Origin of the sequence: Micromonospora sp. NPDC049645, assembly GCF_040675155.1 — a bacterium.
Classification (GTDB): Bacteria; Actinomycetota; Actinomycetes; order Mycobacteriales; family Micromonosporaceae; genus Micromonospora.
The window spans coordinates 152399-177414 of the sequence record NZ_JBFAOI010000010.1; the positions used below are offsets into that span (position 1 = coordinate 152399).

General features: G+C 72.3%; 14 protein-coding genes. All 14 read right to left on the reverse strand.

Features of this window, described 5'->3' with window-relative positions; translation table 11 throughout:
- Positions 1-29: 29 nt before the first annotated feature.
- The 14 genes from AB0J33_RS22490 to AB0J33_RS22555 are packed head-to-tail and all read right to left on the reverse strand — an operon-like array spanning position 30 to position 24327.
- Positions 30-3104, reverse strand: coding sequence for a condensation domain-containing protein (locus tag AB0J33_RS22490; protein ID WP_363615973.1), 3075 nt, complete (start codon positions 3102-3104; stop codon positions 30-32).
- On the reverse strand, positions 3105-3806 hold the full coding sequence (locus AB0J33_RS22495; protein ID WP_363615974.1) for a hypothetical protein: 702 nt from the start codon (positions 3804-3806) through the stop codon (positions 3105-3107).
- Entirely contained in the window at positions 3803-4753 is a 951-nt protein-coding gene (locus tag AB0J33_RS22500) for an aminotransferase class IV (protein WP_363615975.1), read from the reverse strand. Before AB0J33_RS22500 ends, AB0J33_RS22495 begins: the two co-directional genes overlap by 4 nt.
- Positions 4746-5285 (reverse strand): hypothetical protein, encoded by a 540-nt coding sequence (locus AB0J33_RS22505; protein WP_363615976.1) that lies wholly within the window; start codon positions 5283-5285, stop codon positions 4746-4748. The genes AB0J33_RS22500 and AB0J33_RS22505 overlap by 8 nt, the downstream gene beginning before the upstream one ends.
- 15 nt (positions 5286-5300) lie before the next feature.
- Entirely contained in the window at positions 5301-5636 is a 336-nt protein-coding gene (locus AB0J33_RS22510) for a cupin domain-containing protein (protein ID WP_363615977.1), read from the reverse strand.
- Positions 5637-5649: 13 nt separating this feature from the next.
- Positions 5650-6486 (reverse strand): alpha/beta fold hydrolase, encoded by an 837-nt coding sequence (locus AB0J33_RS22515; RefSeq protein WP_363615978.1) that lies wholly within the window; start codon positions 6484-6486, stop codon positions 5650-5652.
- Positions 6468-7757 (reverse strand): hypothetical protein, encoded by a 1290-nt coding sequence (locus AB0J33_RS22520; RefSeq protein WP_363615979.1) that lies wholly within the window; start codon positions 7755-7757, stop codon positions 6468-6470. Before AB0J33_RS22520 ends, AB0J33_RS22515 begins: the two co-directional genes overlap by 19 nt.
- Positions 7754-10072, reverse strand: a complete 2319-nt coding sequence (locus tag AB0J33_RS22525; protein ID WP_363615980.1) for a non-ribosomal peptide synthetase — start codon at positions 10070-10072, stop codon at positions 7754-7756. Before AB0J33_RS22525 ends, AB0J33_RS22520 begins: the two co-directional genes overlap by 4 nt.
- Positions 10069-11313, reverse strand: a complete 1245-nt coding sequence (locus tag AB0J33_RS22530; protein ID WP_363615981.1) for an MFS transporter — start codon at positions 11311-11313, stop codon at positions 10069-10071. Before AB0J33_RS22530 ends, AB0J33_RS22525 begins: the two co-directional genes overlap by 4 nt.
- Positions 11310-15371, reverse strand: coding sequence for an amino acid adenylation domain-containing protein (locus AB0J33_RS22535; RefSeq protein ID WP_363615982.1), 4062 nt, complete (start codon positions 15369-15371; stop codon positions 11310-11312). The genes AB0J33_RS22530 and AB0J33_RS22535 overlap by 4 nt, the downstream gene beginning before the upstream one ends.
- On the reverse strand, positions 15368-16615 hold the full coding sequence (locus AB0J33_RS22540) for a MupA/Atu3671 family FMN-dependent luciferase-like monooxygenase (RefSeq protein WP_363615983.1): 1248 nt from the start codon (positions 16613-16615) through the stop codon (positions 15368-15370). Before AB0J33_RS22540 ends, AB0J33_RS22535 begins: the two co-directional genes overlap by 4 nt.
- Entirely contained in the window at positions 16608-21104 is a 4497-nt protein-coding gene (locus AB0J33_RS22545) for a beta-ketoacyl synthase N-terminal-like domain-containing protein (RefSeq protein ID WP_363615984.1), read from the reverse strand. The genes AB0J33_RS22540 and AB0J33_RS22545 overlap by 8 nt, the downstream gene beginning before the upstream one ends.
- Positions 21101-22909, reverse strand: a complete 1809-nt coding sequence (locus AB0J33_RS22550) for an amino acid adenylation domain-containing protein (RefSeq protein WP_363615985.1) — start codon at positions 22907-22909, stop codon at positions 21101-21103. The genes AB0J33_RS22545 and AB0J33_RS22550 overlap by 4 nt, the downstream gene beginning before the upstream one ends.
- Positions 22906-24327 carry a condensation domain-containing protein gene (locus AB0J33_RS22555; RefSeq protein ID WP_363615986.1) on the reverse strand — a complete coding sequence of 474 codons (1422 nt, stop codon included), beginning with the start codon at positions 24325-24327 and terminating at the stop codon, positions 22906-22908. The genes AB0J33_RS22550 and AB0J33_RS22555 overlap by 4 nt, the downstream gene beginning before the upstream one ends.
- Positions 24328-25016: the final 689 nt, after the last annotated feature.

Sequence of the window (25016 nt, forward strand, 5' to 3'; positions counted from 1 at the left end):
ATCATGCGGCGGTCCGTCCCGACCAGGGGTCAGCGGCCACGGCGCGCGTGGGCGTACCGCCGGGCCTCGCCACGATTGGCCGCCGGCGGCGGCGCTGCCGCCGGCTGGCCGAGCGCCTGCGTCATCGCGCGGATCGTCGGGTGGCTGAACAGGTCGGTCAGCGAGACCTCGACGCCCAGGGCGGTCCGCAGTTCGTCGCGTAACCGGATCAGCAACAGGGAGTTGCCGCCGGCCTCGAAGAAGTTGACGTTCACCGGCACCGAGCGACCGAGCACCTTCTCCCAGGCCGCCGCGACGGCCGGCCCGCCGGCGGCCAGGGGTTCCGCCGTCTCCACGGTGGTCTCCACGGCCATCAGGGCCCGCTCGATCTCGTCGTCGCCGTCGGGCAGCGTGGGCCCGGTCAGGATCCGGTCCGGCAGCAGGTAGCCGGGCAGCCGGGCGGCCAGGTGGCTGCCGAGCGCGCCGGCTTCGGCGGTGCCGGCGACCAGCGCGAGAAGCTGCGGCTCGCCCTGTTCCGGGCGCCAGGGCAGCACTCTGGCCGCGGCCACCCCGGGATGCTCCAGCAGCGCCTCCTCGACCGGTGCCGGGTCCACCCGGACCCGCTGGCGCAGCAGCGGCTCGCGGGCGTCGCCGAGGATCTCGAAGCGGCCGTCCACGGTGAGGCGGGCGAGCCGTCCGGTGGCGAACCGGCGCGCACCCGGCAGACCGGCCAGCGGGTCCGGCTGGAACGTGTCCGTGGTGGCCTGCTCGTCCAGGTACCCGTCGGCGATCACGTCACCGCCGACGAACAGCTCGCCGGGGGCGCCGGGCGGCACCGGCACGCCGTCCGGGCCGAGCACGTAGGCGCGGACCCCGGGCCGGGGCCGGCCGTCGAGCAGCGCCAGCCCACCCGCGGCGAGCGGGCCGAACACCCGGTGCACCGCCCGAAGCCCGCGCTCGTCGAGCAGCCGCCGCAGCGCCCCGGCCGGCAGCGGGTCGGTGTGGTCGGCGATCAGGACGGCGCCGGCCGGCAGCGATCCGGTCAGCCGGTGGATGCCGTCGGCCGGGGCGAGGACCAGCGTGCCGCCGGCCCCGGCTGGCGGTTGCGGTACGAGCGTGCCGCCGGCCGTCGTGCCCAGCAGCACCTCGATCACGGCCCGGATCGACGCGGTCGAGCTGAGCAGCGGAAGGACCACCGCCGGCAGCGGTCCGATCTCCTGCCGGAGGGTCCGTACCACCACCGAGACGAGGTCACCGGAGAGGACGACGGCCTGCTGTTCGGCGTCCTGGTCGTACGCGACGAATGTGGCACCGGGACACGCGACCGCATCCGGTACGGTCCCGTGGTCAATGGTGGTGGGAGCGGCGGCGTCCAGTTCCAGCGTGTCGACCCCCGACCGGTCGAACAGCCGCGACACCTGCGGATCGGCCAGCACCACGCGGAATCCCGCCTCGGACTGGGCGTTGCGCAGCGTGAAGGCGTGCCAGCCAGGGTCGAGCAGCACCCCGCGCACACCCATCCGGATCACCGCGAGCACGGCCGTCACCAGGGCGCCGGACGGCCCACCGCAGAGGCCGACCGGGTCACCGGGCCGGACCCCGGCCGCCGCCAGTCGGGCGACGGTCGCGTCGACGGCACCGGCCAGGTCCCGATAGGTCAGTGCCGGCCCGGTTCCGGCCGCGGCCACGGCGATCGCGTCGGGGTCGGTGCGCGCCTGGGCGAAGACGCGCTCGACCAGGTCGTGCAGCGCTACCGGGTCGGAGTCCGGCAGTGGGGCCCTACGGTTCGGCTCGTCGACCGCCGCGCGCAGCTCGTTCTCGCCGGGCTGCCGTAGCTGGGACACGGTCGCGGCCGGGTCGGCGGCGATCCGGGCGAGCACGGTCTCCATCCGGTCGGCGACCCGGACCAGGTCGGCCTCGTCGAACAGGTCACACCGGTAGTCGAGGTCCAGCCGGAGGCCGCCGGGAGTGTCGGTCCAGAACACCCCCAGGTCGACCTTCATGGTCGCCGGCACCAACTCGGTGACGGTGAACCGCACGTCGCCGGCCCGGTGCGCGGCCCGTTGCGCCGAGTAGGCGAACATGACCTGGTAGAGCTGGTTGTAACTGGCATCACGGGGCACACCGAGGGCTCGTACCACCGCGTCGAACGGCAGCTCGGGGCGCTCGTGGACGTCGAGCAGGTCGCCGCGTACCGCACCCAGCAGGGACAGGAACGACGGGTCTCCGCGCAGGTCACCGCGCAGCACGACCGGCCGGGCCAGATATCCGATCAGGCCGTGGCTCTCGGTCTGATCGCGGCCGGCAAGGGCCACCCCGGTCAGTACGTCGTCCGTGCCGTAGTGGCCGAGCACGACGTCGCTGGCGGCCTTGAGCAGGATGAACATCGTCGCCCGGCGGGACTTGGCGAGCTGCCGCAGCGGCTCGACGGCGTCGGCCGGCACCATCCTGGTGTACCGGCCGGCGGCGTGGTCGGTAGTCACCGGGCGGACCCGGCCGCTGGGCAGCGGGAACGCGGCCGGGGCGCCGGCCAGCCGGGCGGACCAGAACTCCACGTCCGCGTCGGGTGACCGGCCGCTGTCGCGCCTGGCCAGGAACTCGGCGTAGTCCGGCGGCGGCCCGGTGAACGCCTGCTCCGGGTCGCCGCCGGCCCGGTACAGCGCGGCCAGCTCGGCGACGAACAGGTCCATCGACCAGCCGTCGAAGACCAGGTGGTGCACGGTGACGGCGAGTCGGTGCCGCCGCTCGCCGACCCGGATCAGCTGCGCCCGCAGGGGCGGGCCGGTCGCCAGGTCGAACGGCGCCTGCCCGACGGCCTCGATCTCCCGGTCGGCGGCCACCTCGTCCGGCAGGTCGAGCACCGCGCCCCGGAACCAGTCCAGGACGAACTCGTCGGCGGGCGGGCTGACCAGGCACAGCCGGCCGTCCTGCCAGGCGACGCGGGCCCGCAGGGCGACGTGCCGACGGGTCAGCTGGTTGAGGCAGGCGTGCAGCAGCGCCTCGTCGAGCGGGCCGTCGAAGTCGATGACGAAGGGAATGTGGAAGAACGGGTCACCGGAGCGGATCTCGGTCGAGGTCCAGAGCCGCTCCTGCGCCGGTGACAGCGGTGCGACGGTGCTGTCCATTCAGATCTGCCCGCCCTCGTCCACGATCTCGTGCAGCGGGCGCCCGGCTCGTACCTGTGCCAGGATCCGGGCCTCGGCGTTCTCCATGGCGACCGCCTTGGTCAGCACCTCCAGCACTATCTCGTCCTTGATGACGACGGTGCCGTTGCCGTCGATGAACACCCAGTCGCCGGTGACGATCCGTACGTCACCGATCCGGCATTCGGTGCCCGTGGTGGCGACCCGGTAGGCGCCCTGGGTGTCGGTCGGGATGAAGTTGCTGGCAACCACCGGACGGCTGGCCTGCTCCACCACGGCACGGTCGCGTACCGCGCCACCCAGCACGATCGCCTCGAAGCCGATCTGCTCCAGCAGGTACGTGACCGACATCCCGCCCGCCAGTGCGGCATGGGTGAGCAGCTCACCGGCTCCGCCGACGTAGACCCGCCCGACGCCGTCGGTGATCTCCGGGACCAGGAAGTCGCGTACCTGCTGCCAGGTGCTCGGCGACGGCTGGTGGATGGAGACCTGCTTGCGGACCTCCACCCAGGACACCGTGTACGCCGTCCCGTAGGTCAGGGTGTGCCGGCCGCTGTGGTGTCGCAGCGTGCTGGGCAGGACCGCGGAGGTGACGCCCATCCCGTCCAGGACGTCGACCAGCGCGCAGGTGCTCAGCTCCACGTCTCCGATCGTCTTGGCGACGATCTCGCGGGGCTCTGTCATGGGCGGCCTCCCGGAGTCAGGACGGCGGCCGGGCCGGATGTTCCGCGTGGTGCGGGACCGGTGTACGCGGCCGACGGGATGGAGTGGGCGTCCACGTGCTCGTCGTACTGCCTGAGCAGGCGGGTGGTGAGCGCGCCGGGGCGGCCGTCGCCGTACACGTGGTCCTCGACGGCGAGCACCGGCCGTACCCCGGCCGCGGTGCTGGTCAGGAACACCTCGTCGGCGCCGAGCACGTCGGTCACGGTGAGGTCGGTCTCCCGTACCGGAAGGTCCAGGGCACGGGCCAGGTCGATGACGGTCCGACGGGTGATGCCGGGGAGGCAGGCCCGGGTGGTCGGGGTGAACAGGGCGCCGTCGCGTACCAGGAAGACGTTCATGCTGGTGGCCTCGGCGACGTGGCCCCGGTCGTCCAGCATGATCGCGTCGGCGAAGCCGCGCGCCACCGCCTCGTTGTGGGCCAGTTTGGCGATCAGGTAGCTGCCGGCGGCCTTGGCGTGCGGGGGGTAGCTGTCCGGGGACGGGCGCCGGCGCCGCGCGATCGCCAACCGGACACCGCCTCCGCCCGGTGCCGGGTTGGCCCACGGCCAGGCCAGGATCGCGAGATGCGCCTCGTGGTGCTGGGTGCCGAGCCCGGCGAGACCGTCGCCGAAGAAGGCGATCGGGCGGATGTACGCCTCGGTCAGCCCGTTCGCCGCGAGCACGTCGTAGTGCGCGGCCACGAGGGTGTCGTTGTCGTAGCGGATCGGGATGTCCAGGGTGGCCGCGGACGCGAGCAGCCGGTCGATGTGCGGCTGCAGGGCGAAGATGGCGGCGGAGCCCCCGATGTCGAAGGATCGCAGTCCCTCGAAGACGGAGTACCCGTAGTGCAGGCCGAAGGTGCTCAGAGTGGGTTCGGCGGTGACCCCGGTACGGACCCGGCCGTCGAACCAGACCGCCGGCTCAGGCATGCTGCTGCCGGTAGGTGTGATTGGCGTGGATGCTGAAACCCATCGGCACCGGGCCGAAGTCCTCCACCACGGGCAGTCCCGCCTTGGCCGCGGCGATCGAGGTGGTGACACATGCGTCGGCGTCGCCGCCGGCAACGGCCATCGCGGCCCGTACGTTGCTGTCGACGAATGTGATCTCCGGCGTCCACGCGTCGAGCAGGTTGACCGGCGCGGGGTGCGAGGCGACCGTCGGCACCGGCTTGGACATGTCCCCGGCCACCACCATGTGGTGGGTCGGCATCACGAAGCACTCGACCAGGGCCAGCGAGCCGAGGTTGCGGAAGACGATGTGGTGCAGGTCCGGGTACACCACGCAGCCGAGCAGCACGTGCGCGCCGGGCGCCGTGGTGACCACCTGTACGGCCTCCTCCAGGGTGCCGTACAGGGTGACCTGGTGGTCGTCGATCCTCTGCTGGTCGAGCCAGTGGTGAGCCGCGGCCTCACAGTTCGTGCCGGACGGTCCGAGGGTGTGGACGTGAACCTGGGATTGCATCAGCGTCACCGTCGCTCAGATCCGGTAGTCGTCGCGTACGGGGTGGAACACGTCGAGGCAGCGCGCGTCGGTTCTGGCCACGGCCGAGTGCTCCACCCCGCCCGGCACCACGACACTGTCGCCTGGCCCCATCAGGAAGACCTCACCGCCCACCCGCATCTCGAAGGTGCCTTCCAGGCAGTTGACGATCTGCTCGTGCGGGTGGCTGTGACTGGGCACCTCGCTGCCGGCCTTGACGTCCCAGAGCGCCACGGTCAGGTGGTCGCCGTGGACGAACCGGCCCTGGTATCCGGGGATGAGCTCGGTCGTCGTACCGGTAGCGGGGGTGAAGTGAAGTTGCCTCGTGGACATCGGGATCTCTCCTTTACTGGCGTGGTGTGCCGGGTTGCGGCGTGGTCACCAGTCCGTCGATGAGCCGGCCGACCGCGACGAGCTGGTCGCGGTAGTAGAAGTGGCCGCCGGGCAGCACGGTGAGCTGCATCGGGCCGTCGATCAGGTCGGCCCAGGCGGCGAGTTCGCCGGCCGGGCACCGGGGGTCGTCCGCGCCGCCGACGACCACGGCCCGGGTACGCACCACCGTGGTGGCGGCGCGGGTGTCCGGGCCGTACCGGCGCGCGAGCATCAGGTCGTTCCGAATCATCGGCAGGTACATGTCGCGGGCGTCGGCGTCGGCGAGGATCTCCCGCGGTATGTCGCCGCTGGCGCCGAGCGCCTCGGCCAACGACTCGTCGTCCCACCCGCTCATGTCCGGCAGCCCGGCCCGGCGGTGCGGCGCCACGGCCGCGGAGAGGAACAACCTCGGTACGGAGCGGCCACGGCTCTGGAACTCACCGGCGATCTCGTGGGCGAGCAGGGCGCCGAGGCTGTGCCCGCCGAGGATGAGCGGTCGGCCGTCCAGCGCGTCCTGCACCGTGACCAGCACCTCGGTCAGGTCGGCCACCACAGCGTCCAGGTCGGCGCTGGGCGGCTCGGCCATCCGCGCCCCGCGGCCCGGGTACTCGACCGCCAGGACGGTGACACCCTCCGGCAGGGCGCGCGCCCACGCCGTGTACGTGTGTGCGGTACCGCCCGCGTGGGGCAGCAGGACCAGCACCGCGCGCAACGGTCCGGACGGTACGGCCGGGAGGTCCGGCCGCAGCCACCGCGACCGCGGCAGCTCGATCGCCGGGTTGTCGCCGCCGTTCAGTCGTAGGTGATCCACGGAACCTCCTCAAGATCGGCCACCACGTCGGCCAGCTCGGCGTGGGATCCGGCGACGCCGGTCACGGCCGCCGCGTTGGCGGCCGCACCGAGCCGCCAGTCGGCCGGCTCGCCCGGTGCGGTAAGCACCGTGACCCGGTCGACGTGCGGCACCCGACGCAGTGCGGACACCTGCTGGATGCCGCGTACCCGGCGGGCGTGCACCGGCGGCACCAGCAGGTAGTGGAACGCGATCGGGCTGTTCGGGGCGGGCTGCCGACGGGTGTGGAACGGGCGGCCCAGCGCGGCCCGGACCGCGACGTCGGCCGGGTCGGCGAAACCGGACCGCACGGCGAGGTCGTCGACCCAGGCGCCCAGGCGGCCGTTAACCTCGATCACCCGCGGGCCGGCGGCGGTCAGCTTGATCTCGACGTCGGCTATGCCGGTGGTGACGCCGACCGCCTCCACGGCCCGACAGGCGAGCGCCTCCACCTCGGCGACCAGGCTGTCCTCCACAAAGGACCGGCCGCCGTATCCGCCGCGCTCCCGCAGCGGTTCGGCGAGCGCGAACTTGCTGGTCACGAACATCGCCTCGGCGCGACCGGCGGACACCGCGCAGTCCACCGCGATGTAGTCGCCCCACGGTGCGGGCGTCGGCCGGCCGACGAGCAGCTCCTCCAGCATCAGGGCCGACTCGCGGGGGCCCGGCCCGTCACCGGCCAGTGCCCGGGTGACGAACGTGTGTGCCTGCGCGGCGGTGTGTACGGCGACGGTGTTCCGGCTGGAGGCGCCGCGCACCGGCTTGACCACGGCGGGCAGCCCGACGTGTTCGAGTGCCGCGTCGACCTGGTCCGCGCCGGTGACCGTGGCGACCCGGAGGGCGTCGACACCCCGCTCGGCGAAGCGGCGCCGCTGTACGTCCTTCCTGGTGATCACGGGCACCTCGGCGAGCCGGTGGTGGGCGAGCCCGAGCCGGTCGGCGAGCCGGGCGGTGGACTCCAGCTGGAATTCGCTGAACGTCACGATGCCGGCCGGCCGGTGCGCGCCGATCAGGGAGAGCAGCTCGACCTCGCTGGTGCCGGAGGCGTCGATCGTGCCGCCGAGCATCCGCAGTGTCGGCAGCATCTGCTCGGTGTGCGCCTCGGCCAGCGGGTCCGGCGCGCCGCCGGCCAGGGTCTGCGCGCCCACCAGGAACACCAGCTCGACGTCGTTGGCCTCGGCGGCCTGCGCCAGCCGGGTCGGTGCCAGGCTGCCCCGGTCGTAGACGACCAGCAGGGTCTCGCGGTCGCTCATCGGGCGCCCTTCCCGGCCGTGGCGGGCGCCTGCACGCCGAATCCGCCGGCGGCACGCGCCTGGACCAGCGTGGCGGCGAGTTCGGCCACCGTCGGGTTCTCGAAGATCGCGCGCATCGGCACGTCGAGCACGAACTCCTGTTGCAGGCGCAGGGTGACCTGGGTGGCCACCAGCGAGTCGCCGCCCAGCTCGAAGAAGTTGTCGTGCACGCCCAGCTCGTCGGCCCACAGGGCCTCCCGCCAGATCCGGGCCACCGCCCGTTCCGCCGCGGTCCGCGGCTCCGCCCGGTCCCGCTCCCGGTCCTCGCCCGCTTCTGGTGCGATGCCCGCCCGCAGCTGCCCGGCGTCCGGCAGTGCCCGCTCGTCGAGCTTGCCGCTGCTGGTCAGGGGCAACTCGGGAAGGGGCACGCACACCGTCGGGATGAGGTAGTTCGGCAGCGCGTCGGCGCACCAGGCCCGTACGTCGGCCAGGGAGAGCGAGCGGCCCGCCACGGTGACCAGGAACGCGACCAGCCGGGTGTCGTCGGGCCCGAACTCGCGTGCCCGTACCGCGCACGCGGTGACGTCCGGATGCGCGGTGATCCGGGCCTCCACCTCGCCGGGTTCGATCCGGTGCCCACGGACCTTCACCTGGGAGTCGAGGCGTCCGACGGCCCGCAGCCGGCCGTCCGGTGCCCACCACACCAGGTCGCCGGTCCGGTACACCGTCTCGCCGGGTACGGCCGGTCCCCAGGTGTCGGGAACGAACCGCCGCGCGGTCAGCTCCGGGCGGTTGAGGTAGCCACGGGCCACGCCGCGGCCGCCGATCAGCAGCTCGCCCGGGACGCCGGCGGGGACCGGCCGGTCCTCGGCGTCGACCACGTAGAGGGTGGTGCCGTCGACCGGTTCCCCGATCGTCACGTCGGCGGGGTCGGTGATCCGCGCGATCGTCGAGTAGATGGTGGTCTCCGTCGGGCCGTACCCGTTGAGGACCTCCCCGGCCACCGCGGTCATCCGGGTGGCCAGGTCGGGCGTCAGCGGCTCGCCGGCGGTGAGCGCCTGGAGACGTGTCCGTCGGCCGCCGGCCGTCAGGGCGTCCGTGAGCGGGCGCCACGCGGTCGGGGTGGCCTGGACGAACCGGACGTCGTACGCGTCGATGAGCCGGGCCATCTCGGTCGGGTTGCGGCTCTGGTCCCGGGTCGCGACGACGACCTGGGCGCCGCTCATCAGAGGCAGGAAGATCTCGACGGTGGAGATGTCGAAGACCGGCGCCGAGCTGGCCAGGGCGGTGTCGCCGGGTCGCAGGGTCACCTGCCGGGCGACCGATCGCAGCAGGTTGCCGACCGCCCGTTCGGGCACCGCGACACCCTTGGGTTCGCCGGTGGAGCCGGAGGTGTAGAGGACGTAGCCCAGGCGGGCGTCGTCGGACGGGTCCGCCGGCGGCGTCTCGGGCCAGGCCGCCAGTAGCTGGTGCGTCGCGTCCGTGCCGAGGCGGTCGACCGGCCGGCCGAGGGTCGCGTCGGGGGGCGTCGTGTCGTCGCCGAGCACGACCGCGACCTCGGCGTCGTCCAACACGAACGCGATACGGGCGACCGGGTGGCCGGGGTCGATCGGCAGGTAGCAGCCGCCGGCTTTGAGCACGGCCAGCATGCTCACCACCAGGTCGATGCCCGGGGGCAGGCAGAGGGCCACCCGTACGTCGGCGCGGACCCCCCGGTGGATGAGCAGGTGTGCGAGCCGGTTCGCCCGGGCGTCGAGCTCACCGTAGGTGATCCGCTGTTCCCCGCAGATCACGGCGGTCCGGGTGGGGTCGCGGCGCGCCTGGTCGCGGACGGCCCGGTGCCGCTCGGGTGCCGCGCCGTCGACGTCCCGGTGGGCGGCCTGCCGCCACCGCTCGGACTGCCGCCGGTCACCGGCACGCAATAGATCCAATGTGGACACTTGGCACTGCCGCGAGCGGCTGATCTCCCGCGCGGTCCGGCCCACCAGTCCGGCCAGCAGCGCGACCTGCACCGGGTCGGCGGCACCGGACCGGTGCCGCAGTTCGGCCTCCCCGGCCCCGGTGACGGCCAGGGTTATCGGGTCGGCGCCCGGGCCGGGGCGGCTCGGCGGCGGCGACGTGAGCGCGGACTCGCAGTGCGCGATCAGGTCACCGGCCGTCGGGGTGGCGGCCAGGTCGACGTCCACGTCGGCCGACCGCCCGCGCAGGTCCAGGACGAGGGTGAGGGACTGCTGCCGGAGCGTGGCGGCGCGGACGATCGCCCAGGCCGCCAGCAGCTCCGCGTCCGGCAGCCCCGGGCCCGCGTCGAGAGGCGTGGCCAGAGTGTCTGGGGTCATCGTGGGGTTCCTACCTCGATTCTGGTCGCCGCATCGGGGTTCTTCTTTCGAGACTTGAGCAGCAGCAGCACGGTCGGCGGCAGCAGGACGAACCCGGTGAGAACGATCGACGCGGCCGCGCCGATGGCGTCCGCCACCACGCCGCCGAGCAGCACGCCGACGATCGAGAAATTGATCATGAGGGCGTTGAGCAGGGCGACTCCCCGCCCGCGGAGATCCTCGGGAAGGTCGCGGAGCAGGATGTTCGCCACCGGCACCTGCACCAGGCTCATGCCCAGGCCGGCCAGCGCACACCACGCGCAGACCAGGACCAGGCCACTGGCCGGCCAGCGTTCGTCGATCGGCCACAGCACCAGCAGGGACACGCCGAACAGGGCCACGGCGCCGGCCAGCAATCCGGTCAGCGAGAGCCGCCGGACCAGGGCCGGCCCAAGGAACGCCCCGATGATCGCACCGCCGCCGAGCATCGCCTGGGCGAGACCGAACTCGAACGCGGGCAGATCGAACCCGGTCAGCAGCTGCGTGTTCACGTTCGTGGTGAACAGACCGATAGCCAGCATCACCGGGACCATGGCCCATGCCACCAGGCGCAGCGACCCGATGCTCAGCACGCCGGTGATCCCGGTACGCAGTGAGCTCCAGTACTGCCCCGGCCCGGACGCCGCCACGGTGGCCTCCTTGAGCACCGCGATGCTGCCCAGCAGAAGCGCCGACACCACGAAGGTCGCGGCGTTGACCACGAACGACAACTTGACCCCGGCCACCAGGATCAGTAGGCCGCCGAGCAGCGGTCCGGCCAGGTTCAGCGCCTGTACGGTGCTCTGGAACAGGGCGATGGCGACCGGGATGCTGTGCCCGCCGACCACCTTGGGGATGGCGGCCATCCGGGCGGTCTCGAACACCGCCTTGCCCAGCCCTTCCAGGAAGATCAGCAGCAACAGCAGCCAGGCCGAGTCCACCGCGAAAATCATCGCCAGGACGATCACCACGCGGGCGACGTCCGCGCCGACCAGCAGCACACGGGGCGACATCCGGTCCACCAGCGGACCGATGAACGCGCCGAGCACCCCGGATGGCAGCAACTGCGCGATGACGATCGCGGCGATGAACAGGGCCGGCGAGTCGGTCAGATCGGCCGCCACATAGATCACGGTGACCTTGGCGATGCCGTCGCCGAGGAAGGAGATGACCACCGCCAGCCAGTAGCGAAGGTAGACCTTGTCCCGCAGTAGTTCCCTCACGATTGCGCTCCCTGCGCCCGACCACGGGCATCGCTCACGATCTGTGCCACCGCTGCGACGTTAGGCCACCGCACCACCGTGTAGTGGTTGCCGGGCGCTTCGAACTTGCGGACCTGCCCCGTCGCCAGCGTCTCCCAAGCCCGGAACGGCTCGGGTGGCTCGGCCTCCGCCCGAACCACGGTCACCGGACCGCGCAGCGGGGGCGGGTCGTACCTCCACAACAGGCGGAGGTTCGCCATCCACATCTCCAGCACCGACGCCATCTGCGCCTGCCCGCTGTCGGCCGGCAGGTAGTTCGCCGCCCGGGCGATGCGCAGTAGATGGTCGATGTGCTCGTCGTCGCTCATGGCGCGCAGGTCGTCGACGGCCGTGTCGTCCTGGTGGTGGTCCCAGCGCAGGTTGGCGGCGATCGCCGCGACGATCTCCGCGCGGTCCGGCTCCACGTCCACCGGGGCCGGCGGGTGGGCGTCGATCAGCACCACGGACGCGGTCTCACCAACGCGTTCCAGCTCGGCTGCCACGGCGTACGCGTTCGAGCCGCCGTAACACCAACCCACCAGCTCGTACGGCCCGGTCGGCTGGATGTCGCGGATCAACCCGGCGAACGCCGCCGCCCGCTCCTCGAACGTCGCGTGCGGGAACCGGCCGTCGACCGGCTCGGGCGACGCCAGGGCGTACAGCGGCCGCTCCGCCGGCTCGACCAGCTCGGTGAACGGCATGTAGCAGACCACCTCGCTGCCCGCCGGGTGGACGAAGAAGATCGGCGTCTCCGTGTCCGCTCCGGCCCGCAGCCGGATCGTGTGTACGTCGCCCTCGGGGCGGAAGCCGTCGCGCACCATCCGGGCGAACTGCTCGACGGTCGCACCCTGGAAGATCGCCGCCATCGGCAGGGTCACGCCGAACGCCGCTTCCAGCTCGGCCATCAGCCGCAGCACCAGGAGCGAGTGCCCGCCCAGGTCGAAGAACCGGTCGTGGACGCCGATCGGCCGGACGTCCAGCACGTCCTCCCAGATCCGGGCGATGCGCAGCTCCAGCGGGTTACGAGGGGCGGCGTAGCTGCCCGCGGCCCGGTCGATCGACGGGGCGGGCAGCGACTTGCGATCCAGTTTGCCGTTGGCGGTCATCGGCAGCGCGTCCAGCACGACGACGGCGGCGGGGATCATGTAGTCGGGCAGGCTCTCGCGTAGGAACGCGATCAGCTCGGGCGGGGTGGTCAGGTCCTCGCCGGCCGGCTCGACGTAACCGACCAGCCGCGCGTCGCCGGCCCGGTCCTCACGCACGATCGCCACGCCGCGCCGTACGCCGGGATGGCGTTCGAGCGCCGACTCGATCTCGCCCAGTTCGATCCGGTGGCCGCGCAGTTTCACCTGGTTGTCGTCGCGGCCCAGGAAGATCAGTGTGCCGTCGCGCTGCCAGCGGGCCCGATCGCCGGTGCGGTAGAGCATGCCGTGCGAGCCGAACGGGTCGGGCAGGAACCGCTGCGCGGTCAGGTCGGGCGCGCCGCGGTAGCCCCGGGCCACGCCGGCGCCGCCGATGTAGAGATCACCGGGTACGCCCACCGGAACCGGCCGGCGATCCGCGTCCAGCACGTACATCTGGGTGTTCGCGAGCGGTCGGCCGATCGACACCGGGCCGCCGTCTGCCGGGATGGGCCAGATGGTGGACCAGATCGTGGTCTCGGTGGGGCCGTACACGTTCCAGGCGCGGCCGGGCAGCGCGCCCATCTCGGCGGCCAGGGTGGGCGGCAGGGCCTCACCGCCGATCAGCATCCGCAGGCCGGCGGGGTTCTGCCAGCCGGCGTCGAGCAGCAGCCGCCACGTGGTCGGGGTCGCCTGCATCACGGTGGCGCCGCACTCCGCCAGTGCCCGCGCCAGCCCGCCGCCCTCGCGGCTGTCCTCCCGCCGCACCACCGTGACGGTGGCCCCGGCCAGCAGCGGTCCGAACAGCTCGAACCCGGCGATGTCGAAGGTGACCGGGGTGACCGCGGCCAACACCTCACCGGCCCGCACACCGACCCGGTCGTTCAGGTCCAACAGCAGGTTGATCAGGTTGCTGTGGGTGATCTGCACACCCTTCGGCGTGCCGGTCGAGCCGGAGGTGTACATCACGTATGCCAGCCGCCGCCCGTCACCCGGCGCGGGCGGGACCTCCTGCGGCTCCTGCGGCGGCAGCTCGTCCAGGACGAGCAGCTCCGGCGCCGGGATACCGTCGCTGAGCTCGGCACTGGTGATCACGACGCGGGCGTCGGAGCGCTCGACGATGCCGGCCAGCCGATCCCGCGGGTGCGAGGGGTCCAGCGGCAGGTACGCGCCACCCGACCAGAGCACGCCGAGAAGCGCCGCGACGAGGTCGCACGAGCGTTCCAGCCCGACGCCGACCACGACCTCGGGCCCCACCCCGAGCGCCCGCAGCCGCCGTGCGATCACCGCCGCACGGTCGGTCAGCCGCGCGTACGTCCACTGCTCGGTACCGCACCGGACGGCGATCGCGTCGGGGGTCCGCAGCGCCTGCTCCCGGACGAGGCACTCGACCGTGGCGGTGGGGTCCCGGTCCACTGTGGTCGCGTTCCACTCCACCACGACCTGGTGCACCTGTTCGTCCCGCATCAGCCGGTAGTCGGCGACCGTACGCCCCGGGTCGGCGACCAGCTGCTCCAGCAGCTGCACCACCTGCTCGCCGATCCGCTCCACGGTCTCGGGGTCGAACAGGTCGGTGTTGTATTCCAGCAGGCCGTAGAAGTGGTCGTCGCCGAGGGAACGGTCGTCGAAGAACCCGAGGGTGATGTCGTCCTTGGCGGTGAAGTTGTCGAGCATGACGGTCTCGCCGCTCAGCCCGTGCAGCGGCACCCGGTCCTCGTGCAGGAAGTCGACGTAGATGAACGTCGACTGGTAGATCGGGTTCCGGCTGGGGTCGCGTGCCACGTCGAGCGCGTCGAGCAGGACCCCGAACGGCACGTCGTGATGGTCGAAGCCGCCGAGCACGGCGGTCCGGGCCTCGAAGAGCAGCTCCCGGAACGTCATCTCCGGCCGCACCCGCACGCGCAGCGGCAGCATGGTGAGGAAGTAGCCGATCATCGACTCGGTTTCCGGCCGCCCCCGGGTCGACGAGGTGGTGCCGACCACGATGTCCTCCTGGCCGGACAGCCGGTGCAGCAGCAGTTGCCAGGCGGCCAGCAGGGCGACGTTCACGGTCACGTTCTCGGTGCGGGCCAGCGCCCGGATCGCGGTCGTGAGCGCGGGCGTGAGCCGGAACTGGTGACGGGCGCCGTGGAAGGTCTGCACCGGCGGGCGCGGCCGGTCGGTGGGCAGCTCCAGGGCCGGCACCGCCCCGGCGAGGTGCTCTTTCCAGTACGGCAGGTGCCTGGTCGCCACCTCCCGACTCAGCCAGCCCGGCTGCCACTCGGCGTAGTCGCCGTAGTGCAGCTCGACCGGCGGCAGCGTGTGCGGGCGCCCCGTGACGTGCGCGTTGTACAGCTCCGGGAACTCGGCGTTGAACACCGTGAGCGAGGCCCGGTCCCAGATCAGGTGGTCGACGGTGCCGACCAGCATGTGCTCGTCGTCGGCGGTCCGCAGCAGCCGCAGCCGCATCAGCGGGCACACAGTCAGGTCGAACGGGGTACGGATCTCCTCGAGCGCCAGTCGCCGCGTCGCCGCCTCCCGCTCGGCCTCCGGCACCTCCCGCAGGTCGGTCACGACCACGTCGACCGGGACGGTCTCGTGCACGATCGCGCGGGGACGCCCGTCCACCGCCACGAACGTGGTCCGCAGCGGCTCGTGCCGGGCGACGAAGTCCCCGGCCGCCCGGCGCAGCGCGTCGAGGTCCAACTCTCCGCTGAGCCGGGCCGCGAAGAAGATGTTGTACGCCGGGTCGCCCGGGTCGAACTGGTGGATGAGCCAGATGCGCTCCTGGTCCACGGTGAGCGCGTGGCTGCCGACGTCGGCGCGGCGGGTGATCGGCGGCACCTGGTCGACCTGCGCGTTCTTCGCCCGGAGCCGGCGGTCGAGCACCGCCCGCTGCGCCGGTGTCAGCTTGGCCAGCCGTTGCGTGAGGTCGGTCATGCGGCACCCCGGGTCTGCTGGTAGCGGTTCTTCAACTCGGTCAGGTGGGTGAGTCCCTCGATCACCAGATCGGGGGCGACACCGAAGTCCACGAGGCAGGCGACCTCGTCGACGTCGAGGTCGATGAGGTCCTCGACGAAGCTCTCCCCGGTGTCTGGTGTGCCGAGCAGCGCCAGGTGGTCGAAGTACCGGTCGAAGGTGGCGGACAGCATCACCGCGCGCTCGGTTTCGGACAGCACCCCGTACCCGCTGCCGGTGCTGTCCTGCTGGCGCAGGAACGTACCGAGGTAGTCGATCAGTGGACGGCGGACGATCTCGCGGACCTCGTTCAGATCCGAGCCGAGGAAGGTGTGCACCATCGCGGTGACCACGCCGGCCGTCGGGTCGTACCCGGCGTCGGCGCGTGCCTTCCGATAGGCGGCGATCTTCGCCTTGACCTGTTCCGGTTGCTGCGCGACCAGGCCGGTGAGCAGGTTCGCGCCGGCCCGTCCGGCCTGCACGAACGTGTCCAGGCTGCCCTGCGAGGAGACCCACACCGGCAGCCGGGGCTGGATCGGGCGGGGCAGGGTACGGACCGCGGTCGGCGTCCCGGTGACCCCCGGCATCTCGACGGTCTCGCCGGCCCACAGCCGCTGCACCGTCTCCAGCCGGTCGAACATCACGTTCTTCCGGTCCTGGTAGACCTGCGTGCCGTCGCCGGGCGCGAGGACGAAGTCGTCCGGGTGCCATCCCGAGGCGGCCGAGATCGCCACCCGGCCGTGGGACAGGTTGTCCACGACCGACCACTCCTCGGCGATCCGGGCTGGGTGGTGCAGCGGCAGCGCGACGCTACCGGCACGGATCTGGATCCGCTCGGTGGCGACCGCCAGCGCCGCCGCGATCACCGACGGGTTCGGGTAGAGGCCACCGAAGTCGACGAAGTGCCGCTCCGGCACCCAGATGCCGGCGAATCCTTCCCGGTCCGCTATCCGCGCGCACTCCAGCAGCAGGTCGTACCGGTTCTCCTCGACGCTGGAGCCGTCCCCGGAGAAGAAGAACACGCTGAAGTCCATCGTGCTGCCCGGACGGCGCCGACGGCGGGCGGTGGCGGTGGCGGTGGCCGCACCGCCGCCCTGCCGGGCGGCCGGTGCCGTGGCGGCGGCCTCCCGCTCGCGGCGGCGGCGCTCGAACACCTCACGCTGTTGCGGTGTCAGGGTGGCCAGCCGCCGCTGGAGCGCCTCGTCGGGCGACAGATTCTCAGCCATGGTCGCCTGCCAGCAGCGCCTCGAGATCCTCTGGGGACAGGGCCTCGACCTCGTCCAGCATTCTCGCTATCTCCTCATCGGCGAGCGCGTGGGCTTGTTGTTGACGGATGGCCGCGGCCAGACCGGCCACCGACGGTGCCTCGAAGATCACACTCATCGGCAGCTGCCCGAACACCTGCCGCAGCCGCGCGACCACCTGAATGGCGAAGAGCGAGTTGCCGCCGAGGGCGTAGAAGTCGGTGTCCGGCTCGTCGAAGGTGACACCGAGCACCTCCCGCCAGATGCTCGCCACCTGTTGGGCCACCTCGTCGTCGGGCCACAGTCGGGCTGGGTTCCAGCCCGGGTCGCCCGCCTCGGCCGGTGCGGTGATCGCCGAGGCGAACCCGGCGGCGGTCATCCGCAGTTGCTCGGTCAGCACGTCCCGTAGGTCACAGGTGGAGACCAGTACGGACGGCAGCCCACCGGCCAGCGCGGCCGAGGTGCGCTCCAGACCTTCGGCGACCGGGATGCCGTACCGCTCGCGCTGCCGCTGGTAGTCGGCGCGGATCTCCGGCAGGCCGGCCACCTGCCGTTCCAGCCAGTCGTCCCAGCGCCACTGTCCCCAGTGCAGGGCGGTGACGGTGCGCCCGGGCTCGTTGTACGTGTGGGCGTAGGTGTCCAGGAACGTGGCCACCGCGCAGTTCTCCAGCTGGCCGAATCCGCCGACCACACCGGTGATGGAGGAGCCGAGCAGCAGGAAGCCGTACGAGCCGTCCCCGGTCACCCGGTCCAGTGCCGCGCCCAGCAGCAACGTGCTGCGTACCCGGGCACCCAGGGTGATCATGACGTCGGCTGCGGACTTCATGGCGACCATGCCGGTGGCCCGATCGTCGACCAGGTGGAACACGCCGTCCAGCCGGCCCAGCCGGACCTGCGCCTCCTGAACCACCGCGGTGACCTGTACGGCGTCCAGCAGGTCGGCGGTGAGCAACGTCAGCTGCGTCCCGGCCCGGTCCAGCAGGGCGGTGAGCCGCGCCCGTTGGTCCGCCGGGAGTTCGACCGGCCCGGTCACGCCGATCACCCGGGCCCCGCGGGCGACCAGCTCCTCGGCCATCATCAGCCCGGTCTCGGTGCCGACTCCGACCAGTAGGTAGCCGCCGTCCGGGCGCCACACCGGCGCGCCGCCGGCCAGCTCGACGGGAGCGAACGCACGACGCCACCGGACACCGCCGCGGTAGGCGACGAACAGCTCGTCGGTGGGCACCGCGGCGAGGAGCTCGGCGGTCAGCGTGGTGGCCAGGCCGGACCACCGCTCGTCGGCGCCGGGTACCGGCAGTTCCACGTCGACGCCGCGGCAGTGCAGGCCGGTGAACTCCTGCGGCAGGACCGTCACCGCGCCGTGGACGGTGGCGCGCTCGGGGCGTACCGGAACGGATCCGGCGACATCCTGCAACCGGTCGGTCAGCACGATGATGCCGAGCCCGTCCGTACCGCCCAGTTCGTGCAGCGCCTGCGTCAGAGCGACCAGGCCGAGCAGCCCGCGTCGCTGCGCGAGGTCGAAACCGTCGGACGGACTGTCCGTGCCGTCCGTGCCGAGGATCGTCCCCGCATGCAACACGCGGTTCGGCAGCCGGCCCGCCGTGGCCAGTCCCCGCACCAGTGCCCGGGACTCCTCGACGCCGTCCAGCCCGGACGCCGCGACGGTCTCGACCTCGTGCCCGGCGGCCCGCAGCAGCGCACCGATCCGGTGGGCGAGCCCAGCCTCGTCCTCGATCACGAGCCAGGTCAGCGGGGTCCCGGCCGGGTCGGCGGTCACCCGCCCGCCGCGGTGCCACACCGGCGCGTACGTCCACCGCACCGGCTCGTCCGGCTCGTCCGTACGTCCGGCGGTGGCCTGCGGGCGCGGCAGCGTGTGTTCCTGGCCGTCGAACTCCACCGCGGGCAGCGGAACCACCCGGCCCACGGTGCCCTGCGCGGCCCAGTCGATCGCCACGCCGGCACGCCACAGCGCGGCCAGCGGCGACGGCGGCCGGTCGCGTCGCGGAAGCAGCGGCACCCGGGGCGCGCTCGTTCCGGTCAGCTGGGCCATGGCGGTCAGCGCCGACCCGGGGCCGGCCTCCACCAGCACCTGCGGCCCGTCGGCGGCGCCGAGCAGCCCGGACAGGCCGTCCGCGAACCGGACCGGCTGGCGCAGATGCGTGACCCAGTAGTCCGCCGACGTGGCCTGCTCGGCGGTGATGAGGCGACCGGTGACGTTGGAGGCGAAGGGACGTCGCGGCGCGTTGCGGGAGATCCCGGCGACGACGGCGGCGAACTCGTCCAGGATCGGGTCCATCAGAGCGGTGTGGAAAGCGTGCGACGTCGCGAGCGGCCGGACCGGTACGTGCTGTTCGGCGAGCAGTCGTTCGGCGGCGGCGATCTCGTCGTCGGTGCCGGCGAGTACGCACAGCTCGGGACCGTTCACGGCGGCGATCACGCCGTGGCCCCGCACCATCGAGGTGAGTTCGTCCGGGCCGAGCGCCACCGAGATCATCCGGCCGGGCACGGCCTGCTGCACCAGGGCGCCCCGGGCGGCGACGATCCGGGCGGCGTCGGGAAGGCTGAACACCCCGGCCAGGCAGGCCGCGACGTATTCGCCGAGGCTGTGGCCGATCATCGCGGTCGGCTCGATCCCGGCGTCCAGCAGTAGCCGGCCGATCGCGTACCCCACGCTGAACACCACGGGCTGCGTGTACTCGGTCTGCCGGAGCCGCTCGTCGTCGTCGCCGAAGGCGACGTCCCGGACGTCGAACCGCAGGTGCGGGCGGAAGGCTTCGGCGCAGTCGTCCATCGCCTGCCGGAACGCCGGCTCGTCGCGGTAGAGGTCGGCGCCCATCCCGGCGAACTGGCTGCCCTGTCCCGGGAACATCAGGATCACACCGGGCGGCTGGTCCTCGTCGTCGGCGCCGACGACGGCCACGTCGGTCGGGGTGAGCGCGGTCAGGGCACGGATCGCCTCGTCGCGGTCCCGGGCCACCACGGACGTACGGGCCGTCAGCGGGCGGCGCCGCCGCTGGAGCGTGTAGGCCACGTCGGCGAGCGACACCGGGTCCGGGCCGGCGAGTACGGCTGCCAGCTTGCGGGCGGTGGAGAGCACACCCTCGGCGGTACGGCCGGACAGTGGCAGCACCCGGCGCTCGGCACCGTCGCCGGTGGTCTCCGCGCGGGCCGGCGCGGCCTGGAGCACCACGTGGGCATTGGTCCCGCCGACCCCGAAGGCGCTGACCCCGGCGCGGCGCGGCGCGCCCGCCGGCGGGGTCGGCCACGCGACACTGTCGCCGGCCACCCGGAACAGCGTCGGCTCCAGACTCAGGTGCGGGCTGGCGGTACGGAAGTGAGCCGTGCCCGGAACGACGCCGTGCCGCAGGGCGAGCACGGTCTTGATCAGGCCGGCGACGCCAGCGGCGGCGTCCAGGTGGCCGATGTTCGACTTGACGCTGCCGAGCAGGCACGGTTCGGGGCGCGGCGTACGGGCGAACACCGTGGTCAGCGCGCGCACCTCGATCGGGTCGCCGAGCAGGGTGCCCGTGCCGTGCGCCTCGACGTACTGCACGTCGGCCGGGGTCACCGCGGCGACGGCCAGGGCCTCGTCGATCGCGGCGGCCTGCCCGGAGCTGGACGGCGCGGTGAAGCCGATCTTCGTGTTGCCGTCGTTGTTCACGGCGGAGCCGATGATCAGCGCGTCGATGTGGTCCCCGTCGGCGAGCGCGTCATCGAGCCGCTTGAGCACCACGACACCGACGCCGTCACCGGAGACCGTGCCACCGGCCGCGGCGTCGAACGGGCGGCACATCCCGTCCGGGGACAGGATCGAACCTTCCTCGTACTGGTAGCCGCGTGGGTCCAGCAACCGGATCGCCGCACCACCGGCGAGGGCGGTGTCGCACTCGCGGGTGAGCAGGCTCTGCACCGCGAGGTGCACGGCGACCAGCGACGACGAACAGGCCGTCTGCACGGTCAGGCTGGGACCGGTGAGATTCAGCTTGTACGACACCCGCAGCGCCAGCATCCCCGCATCGGTGCCGATCACACGCTGCAACTCGTCGGTACCCCGCTCCCCCGCGGCCTGCGGCAGGATCCGTTGCTCCAGGTAGGCGCTGGTGGAGGCGCTCAGGAACACACCGATCGGCGCGGCACCGTCGCGTGGCGGGTATCCGGCCCGTTCCAGTGCCTGCCAGCAGGTTTGCAGCGCGAGCCGGTGCTGCGGGTCCATCGTGGTCGCCTCGGCGGGCGAGTAGCCGAAGAACGAGGCGTCGAACTCACCCCATCCGTCCAGCGGATAGCCGACCGGGACGTGTCCGTCGGCGTTGATCTGCTCGGCGGGCACACCCGCGGCGAGCAGCTCGTCCCGGGTGAACCGGGTCGCGGCGACACCGCCGTCGACGATCAGCTGCCAGAACGACTCGACGTCCGGCGCTCCGGGGAAGCGGCCACTCATGCCGATGACGGCGACCGCGTTGTCCGGGATCACGCGTGCGCCTCCAGAACCGGAGCGGCGTCCGCTTCCGCGGCCAGCAGCCGGACCGTCGGCGCGTCGAAGATCGACCGCAGCGAGACGCTCATCTCCCAGCGTTCGCACGCCAAGGCGGCCACCTGTACGGCAAGCATGGAATGTCCTCCCAATTCGAAGAAGTCGTCGTCCAGGCCCACCTGGTCCAGTCCCAGCACTTCGGCGAAGATCTCGGCGAGCCGCTGCTGCGCCGGCGACGACGGCGCGACCAACGGCGTGGACAGCTCCGGACGTGCGGCGCCGGCGGCCGGGAGGGCGGAGTGGTTCACCTTGCCGTTCGGGGTCAGCGGCAGCCGGTCCAGTACGACGTACGCCGCCGGAAGCATGTATTCGGGAAGAGTGCGGCCCAGGTGGAGCCGCAGGTCGTGCGCCGCGGGCGCTTCGGGGGCACGCGGGACCAGATAGGCGACCAGCCGCGGTTCGGCGGCCCCGTCCGGGTCGAGGACCACCACGGCCTCGTGCACCGCGGGATGCGCGCACAGCGCGGCCTCGATCTCACCCAGCTCGATCCGGTAGCCCCGCAGCTTCACCTGGTGGTCGAGCCGGCCCAGGTATTGCAGTTCACCGTCCGGCCGCACCAGGCAGCCGTCACCCGAGCGGTAGAGCCGCGTGTCATCGGGCCCGGTGACGAACCGGGCCGCGGTCAGGTCGGGACGCCCCACGTAGCCGCGGGCCACCCCGGCGCCGCCGACGTAGAGCTCGCCCGGCTCGCCCGGCACGACGGCCCGCCCGTGCGGGTCGAGGACGACGGTCGTCCAGCTCTCCAGCGGCAGGCCGATCAGGCTGGCCTCGGCCTCGGCGAGGTCGGCGGTGACGATCCGCCGCCACGTGCTGTGCACGGTGGTCTCGGTGATGCCGTACATGTTGACGAGCCCGGGCTGCTCGTCACCGTGGCGTCGGATCCAGGGACCGAGCATGCCCGGGGTGAGCGACTCACCGGCGAAGATCAGCCAGCGCAGGGTACGGACCGGCGCCGGCGCGGTGTCCTCCTCGTAGCGGGACAGCTGACGGAACGCCGCAGGTGTCAGGTTGACCACCGTGGCTTCCTCTTGGGCGAGCAGCGCGTGGAAGGCCGCGGGCGAGCGCCGCACCTCGTTGGGCACGATCACGAGCCGGGCGCCGTGCAGCAGCGCGCCCCACATCTCCCACACCGAGACGTCGAAGGCGAGCGACGCGAACAGGGTCCATACGTCGTCCGGGCCGAACCCGAACCGGGCACTCGTGCTTCCCAGCAGCGATACCAGGTTGCGGTGCTCGACCATGACGCCCTTCGGCGTGCCGGTCGAGCCGCTGGTGTAGATGATGTACGCCAGATGATCGGGCCGTACCTCGACCGGCGGCGGCGCCTGCCCGTCCTCGTCGGTGGCCTCGTCGTCACCGGTGAAAAGGATCGTCCGCGCGATCCCGAAGTCCCGATCCGGCGCGTCGGTGACGAGCAGGGTGGCGCCCGAGTCACGGCAGATGAAGGCCAGCCGTTCGGCCGGGTGCTCCGGGTCGAGCGGCACGTACGCCCCGCCCGCCTTGAGCACGCCCAGCATCGCGACGACCGCCTCGGCCGACCGTTCGGCACAGACGGCGACCGGCACGTCCGGTCCGACGCCGAGCTGGCGAAGCCGGTGGGCCAGGCCGTTGGCCCGCCGCTCCAGCTCCCGGTAGGTCGTGTCCCGGCCGTCGAAGGTGATCGCGACGGCTTCCGGCCGCGCGTGGGCCTGGCGGGTAAAAAGCTGATGGATGCTGGCCTGTGGACCCGGCTCCAGTCGCGTCAACAAAGCTCCACCTGTTCGGGTCTGGTGAATTCACTTGGCCCGTCGAGGTCCGGGACCGCCTCCGGGTCCGCCACGAACGCCGCGAGCTGAGCGCGGAAACCTCGCAGGATCGCGGCGGCCGTCTCCGCGGTGTACCGGCCGGTGTCGTACTCCAGCTCGAGCCGCAGCGTCGGGCCGGAGGTGACGGCGTACAGGCTCAGGTCGTACTTGGCCGTGCCCGGTGGCCGGCTGACCGCGAGCGTGGTGTCCGCCAGTCCCGCGAACCGGATCGGCCGGCCGCCGGCCTGGTACGAGAACATGACGGTCAGCGGCGAGACGGTGCGGCGGGCGAGCGTACGAATCAGGTCCTCGAACGGAACGTCCTGCCGCTCGAGGGCCTGCCAGGCCGACGCCGCCGCACCGGAGATCACTGCGGCGGCGGTGGCCCCCTCCACCACCGTGACGGCCACCGGCACCATGTTGATGAAGCAGCCGGCCACGTCGTGCCACTCCGGCCGGAGACGACCGGCGGCCGGCGTCCCCACCACGACCTCGGTACGGCCGGTGGCCCGCCGCAGCACCACCGAGAGGCTCGCGAGCAGCACCGCGAACGGCGTCACCCGTTGCTGCCGGGCCAGTTGCCGAACCCCTGCCGCCAGCGCCTCGTCGACCGTGACGGTGACCGCGTCGCCCTGGTATCCGGGAAACCGCGGCCGCGGGAAATCGGTCGGCAAGTCCAGCGGAAACGGCATCCCGCTCAGCTCCGCCGCGCGTTCGGCGACGGCCCGCCGCCGGGCCGCCGAGGTGGCCGCCGCCGCATCGGCACGGGCGAACTCCGCGTACTGCCGGGCGGCTGGCAGGCTCGGCGCCGAACCGGAGCGAGCGTGCGCGCCGTACCGCTCGCCGAGTTCCCGGGCGAGCAGTTCCAGCGTCAGACCGTCCACCGCGATGTGTTGGAACGTGCTGATCAGGACGTGCCGCTCCGGCGAACGGCGGAGCAGCAGGAACCGGACCGGCAGATCCTGTTCCAGCCGGAACGGGATCCGCGCCTGCGCCTCGGCCAGCCGGTCCACGTCGGCATCCGCTGACACCTCGACGATCGGAAGCTCAGCCGGCTCGGCCGGCCGGACCTCGACCGACGGCACCCCCGAACGGGCCGGGTAGCAGGTCCGCAGGATGTCGTGCCGGGCCAGCAGATCGGTCAGCGCCGCGTGCAGAGCCTCGACGACGAGCGGGCCGGTCAGCTCCAGCCGGGTCGGCACGTTGTAGAGGATCGAGGCCGGAGAGAACTGTTGCATGAACCAGATGCGCTGCTGGGCCCCGGACAGTGGCACCCGCTCATCGGTCGAGGGACCGGGCCGGGTCGCGTCGCCGTCCGCGGCTCCGGCGGCGCGGCGTCTGTTGAGTTTCGTCTGCACCAGGATGGCGAGATCGGCCAAGGAATGTGCGGTAGCGAATTCCGATCCGGTCAGCTCGACCCCGAAAACGGCTTGGATCTCATCCACCGCAGTGGCGGCAATCGGTCCTGCGGCATCTTTGACAATTATTCGCTCAAGCTCTTCCAGCACATAGCCGGAAATTTTCAGATGTGGTTCACCCACTCGGCCTCCCCCGTCGTCAGCCAAGAGGGATGGTCACACACCGCCTCGGCGGGGTCAATCAAGGCGCATACGTCGATGAACGCCGAGTTCGCGCCCCGATCAGCCACCCCGGACCCGTAACACAAGGTGATGTTCACGTCACCTTGAGCCCTGCGAGACCTCGCCAAGGTCCGACGCCACCAAGGCATCACCGCAATTTGCGTCGCGCGGCAATTGCTTCGGAGGAACTACACAGCGTGGTGCGGCCAGGGCCCCATGGCCCGTCTGCGGCGGCCCTGCGGGCCACTTCGAACCGACTCGGTGTGAATCATGTCACGTATCGTGTGGAGCAGCTGGCGCTGAGTCGCCCTTCGGTGCCCGAGGCGCCGCTGACGGCCATGAGCTGCCGACGGTGGCCGCAGCTCCTGTCCGCGTTTTGGGAGACCGGGTGTCACGGTGCGCCGTGGTTCCGGGCCGCCGACGTAACGTGGCCAGCCGGTTGGACAGCATCCCGGGAAAGCCACTGGTTGCCCTGCTCGTGCGCACCT

What these genes read in the sequence shown, in the direction of transcription:
- AB0J33_RS22490 (WP_363615973.1), bottom strand. Translation starts at nt 3,104, where the DNA reads ATGGACAGCACCGTCGCACCGCTGTCACCGGCGCAGGAGCGGCTCTGG.
- AB0J33_RS22495 (WP_363615974.1), bottom strand. Translation starts at nt 3,806, where the DNA reads ATGACAGAGCCCCGCGAGATCGTCGCCAAGACGATCGGAGACGTGGAG.
- AB0J33_RS22500 (WP_363615975.1), bottom strand. Translation starts at nt 4,753, where the DNA reads ATGCCTGAGCCGGCGGTCTGGTTCGACGGCCGGGTCCGTACCGGGGTC.
- AB0J33_RS22505 (WP_363615976.1), bottom strand. Translation starts at nt 5,285, where the DNA reads ATGCAATCCCAGGTTCACGTCCACACCCTCGGACCGTCCGGCACGAAC.
- AB0J33_RS22510 (WP_363615977.1), bottom strand. Translation starts at nt 5,636, where the DNA reads ATGTCCACGAGGCAACTTCACTTCACCCCCGCTACCGGTACGACGACC.
- AB0J33_RS22520 (WP_363615979.1), bottom strand. Translation starts at nt 7,757, where the DNA reads ATGAGCGACCGCGAGACCCTGCTGGTCGTCTACGACCGGGGCAGCCTG.
- AB0J33_RS22525 (WP_363615980.1), bottom strand. Translation starts at nt 10,072, where the DNA reads ATGACCCCAGACACTCTGGCCACGCCTCTCGACGCGGGCCCGGGGCTG.
- AB0J33_RS22535 (WP_363615982.1), bottom strand. Translation starts at nt 15,371, where the DNA reads ATGACCGACCTCACGCAACGGCTGGCCAAGCTGACACCGGCGCAGCGG.
- AB0J33_RS22540 (WP_363615983.1), bottom strand. Translation starts at nt 16,615, where the DNA reads ATGGCTGAGAATCTGTCGCCCGACGAGGCGCTCCAGCGGCGGCTGGCC.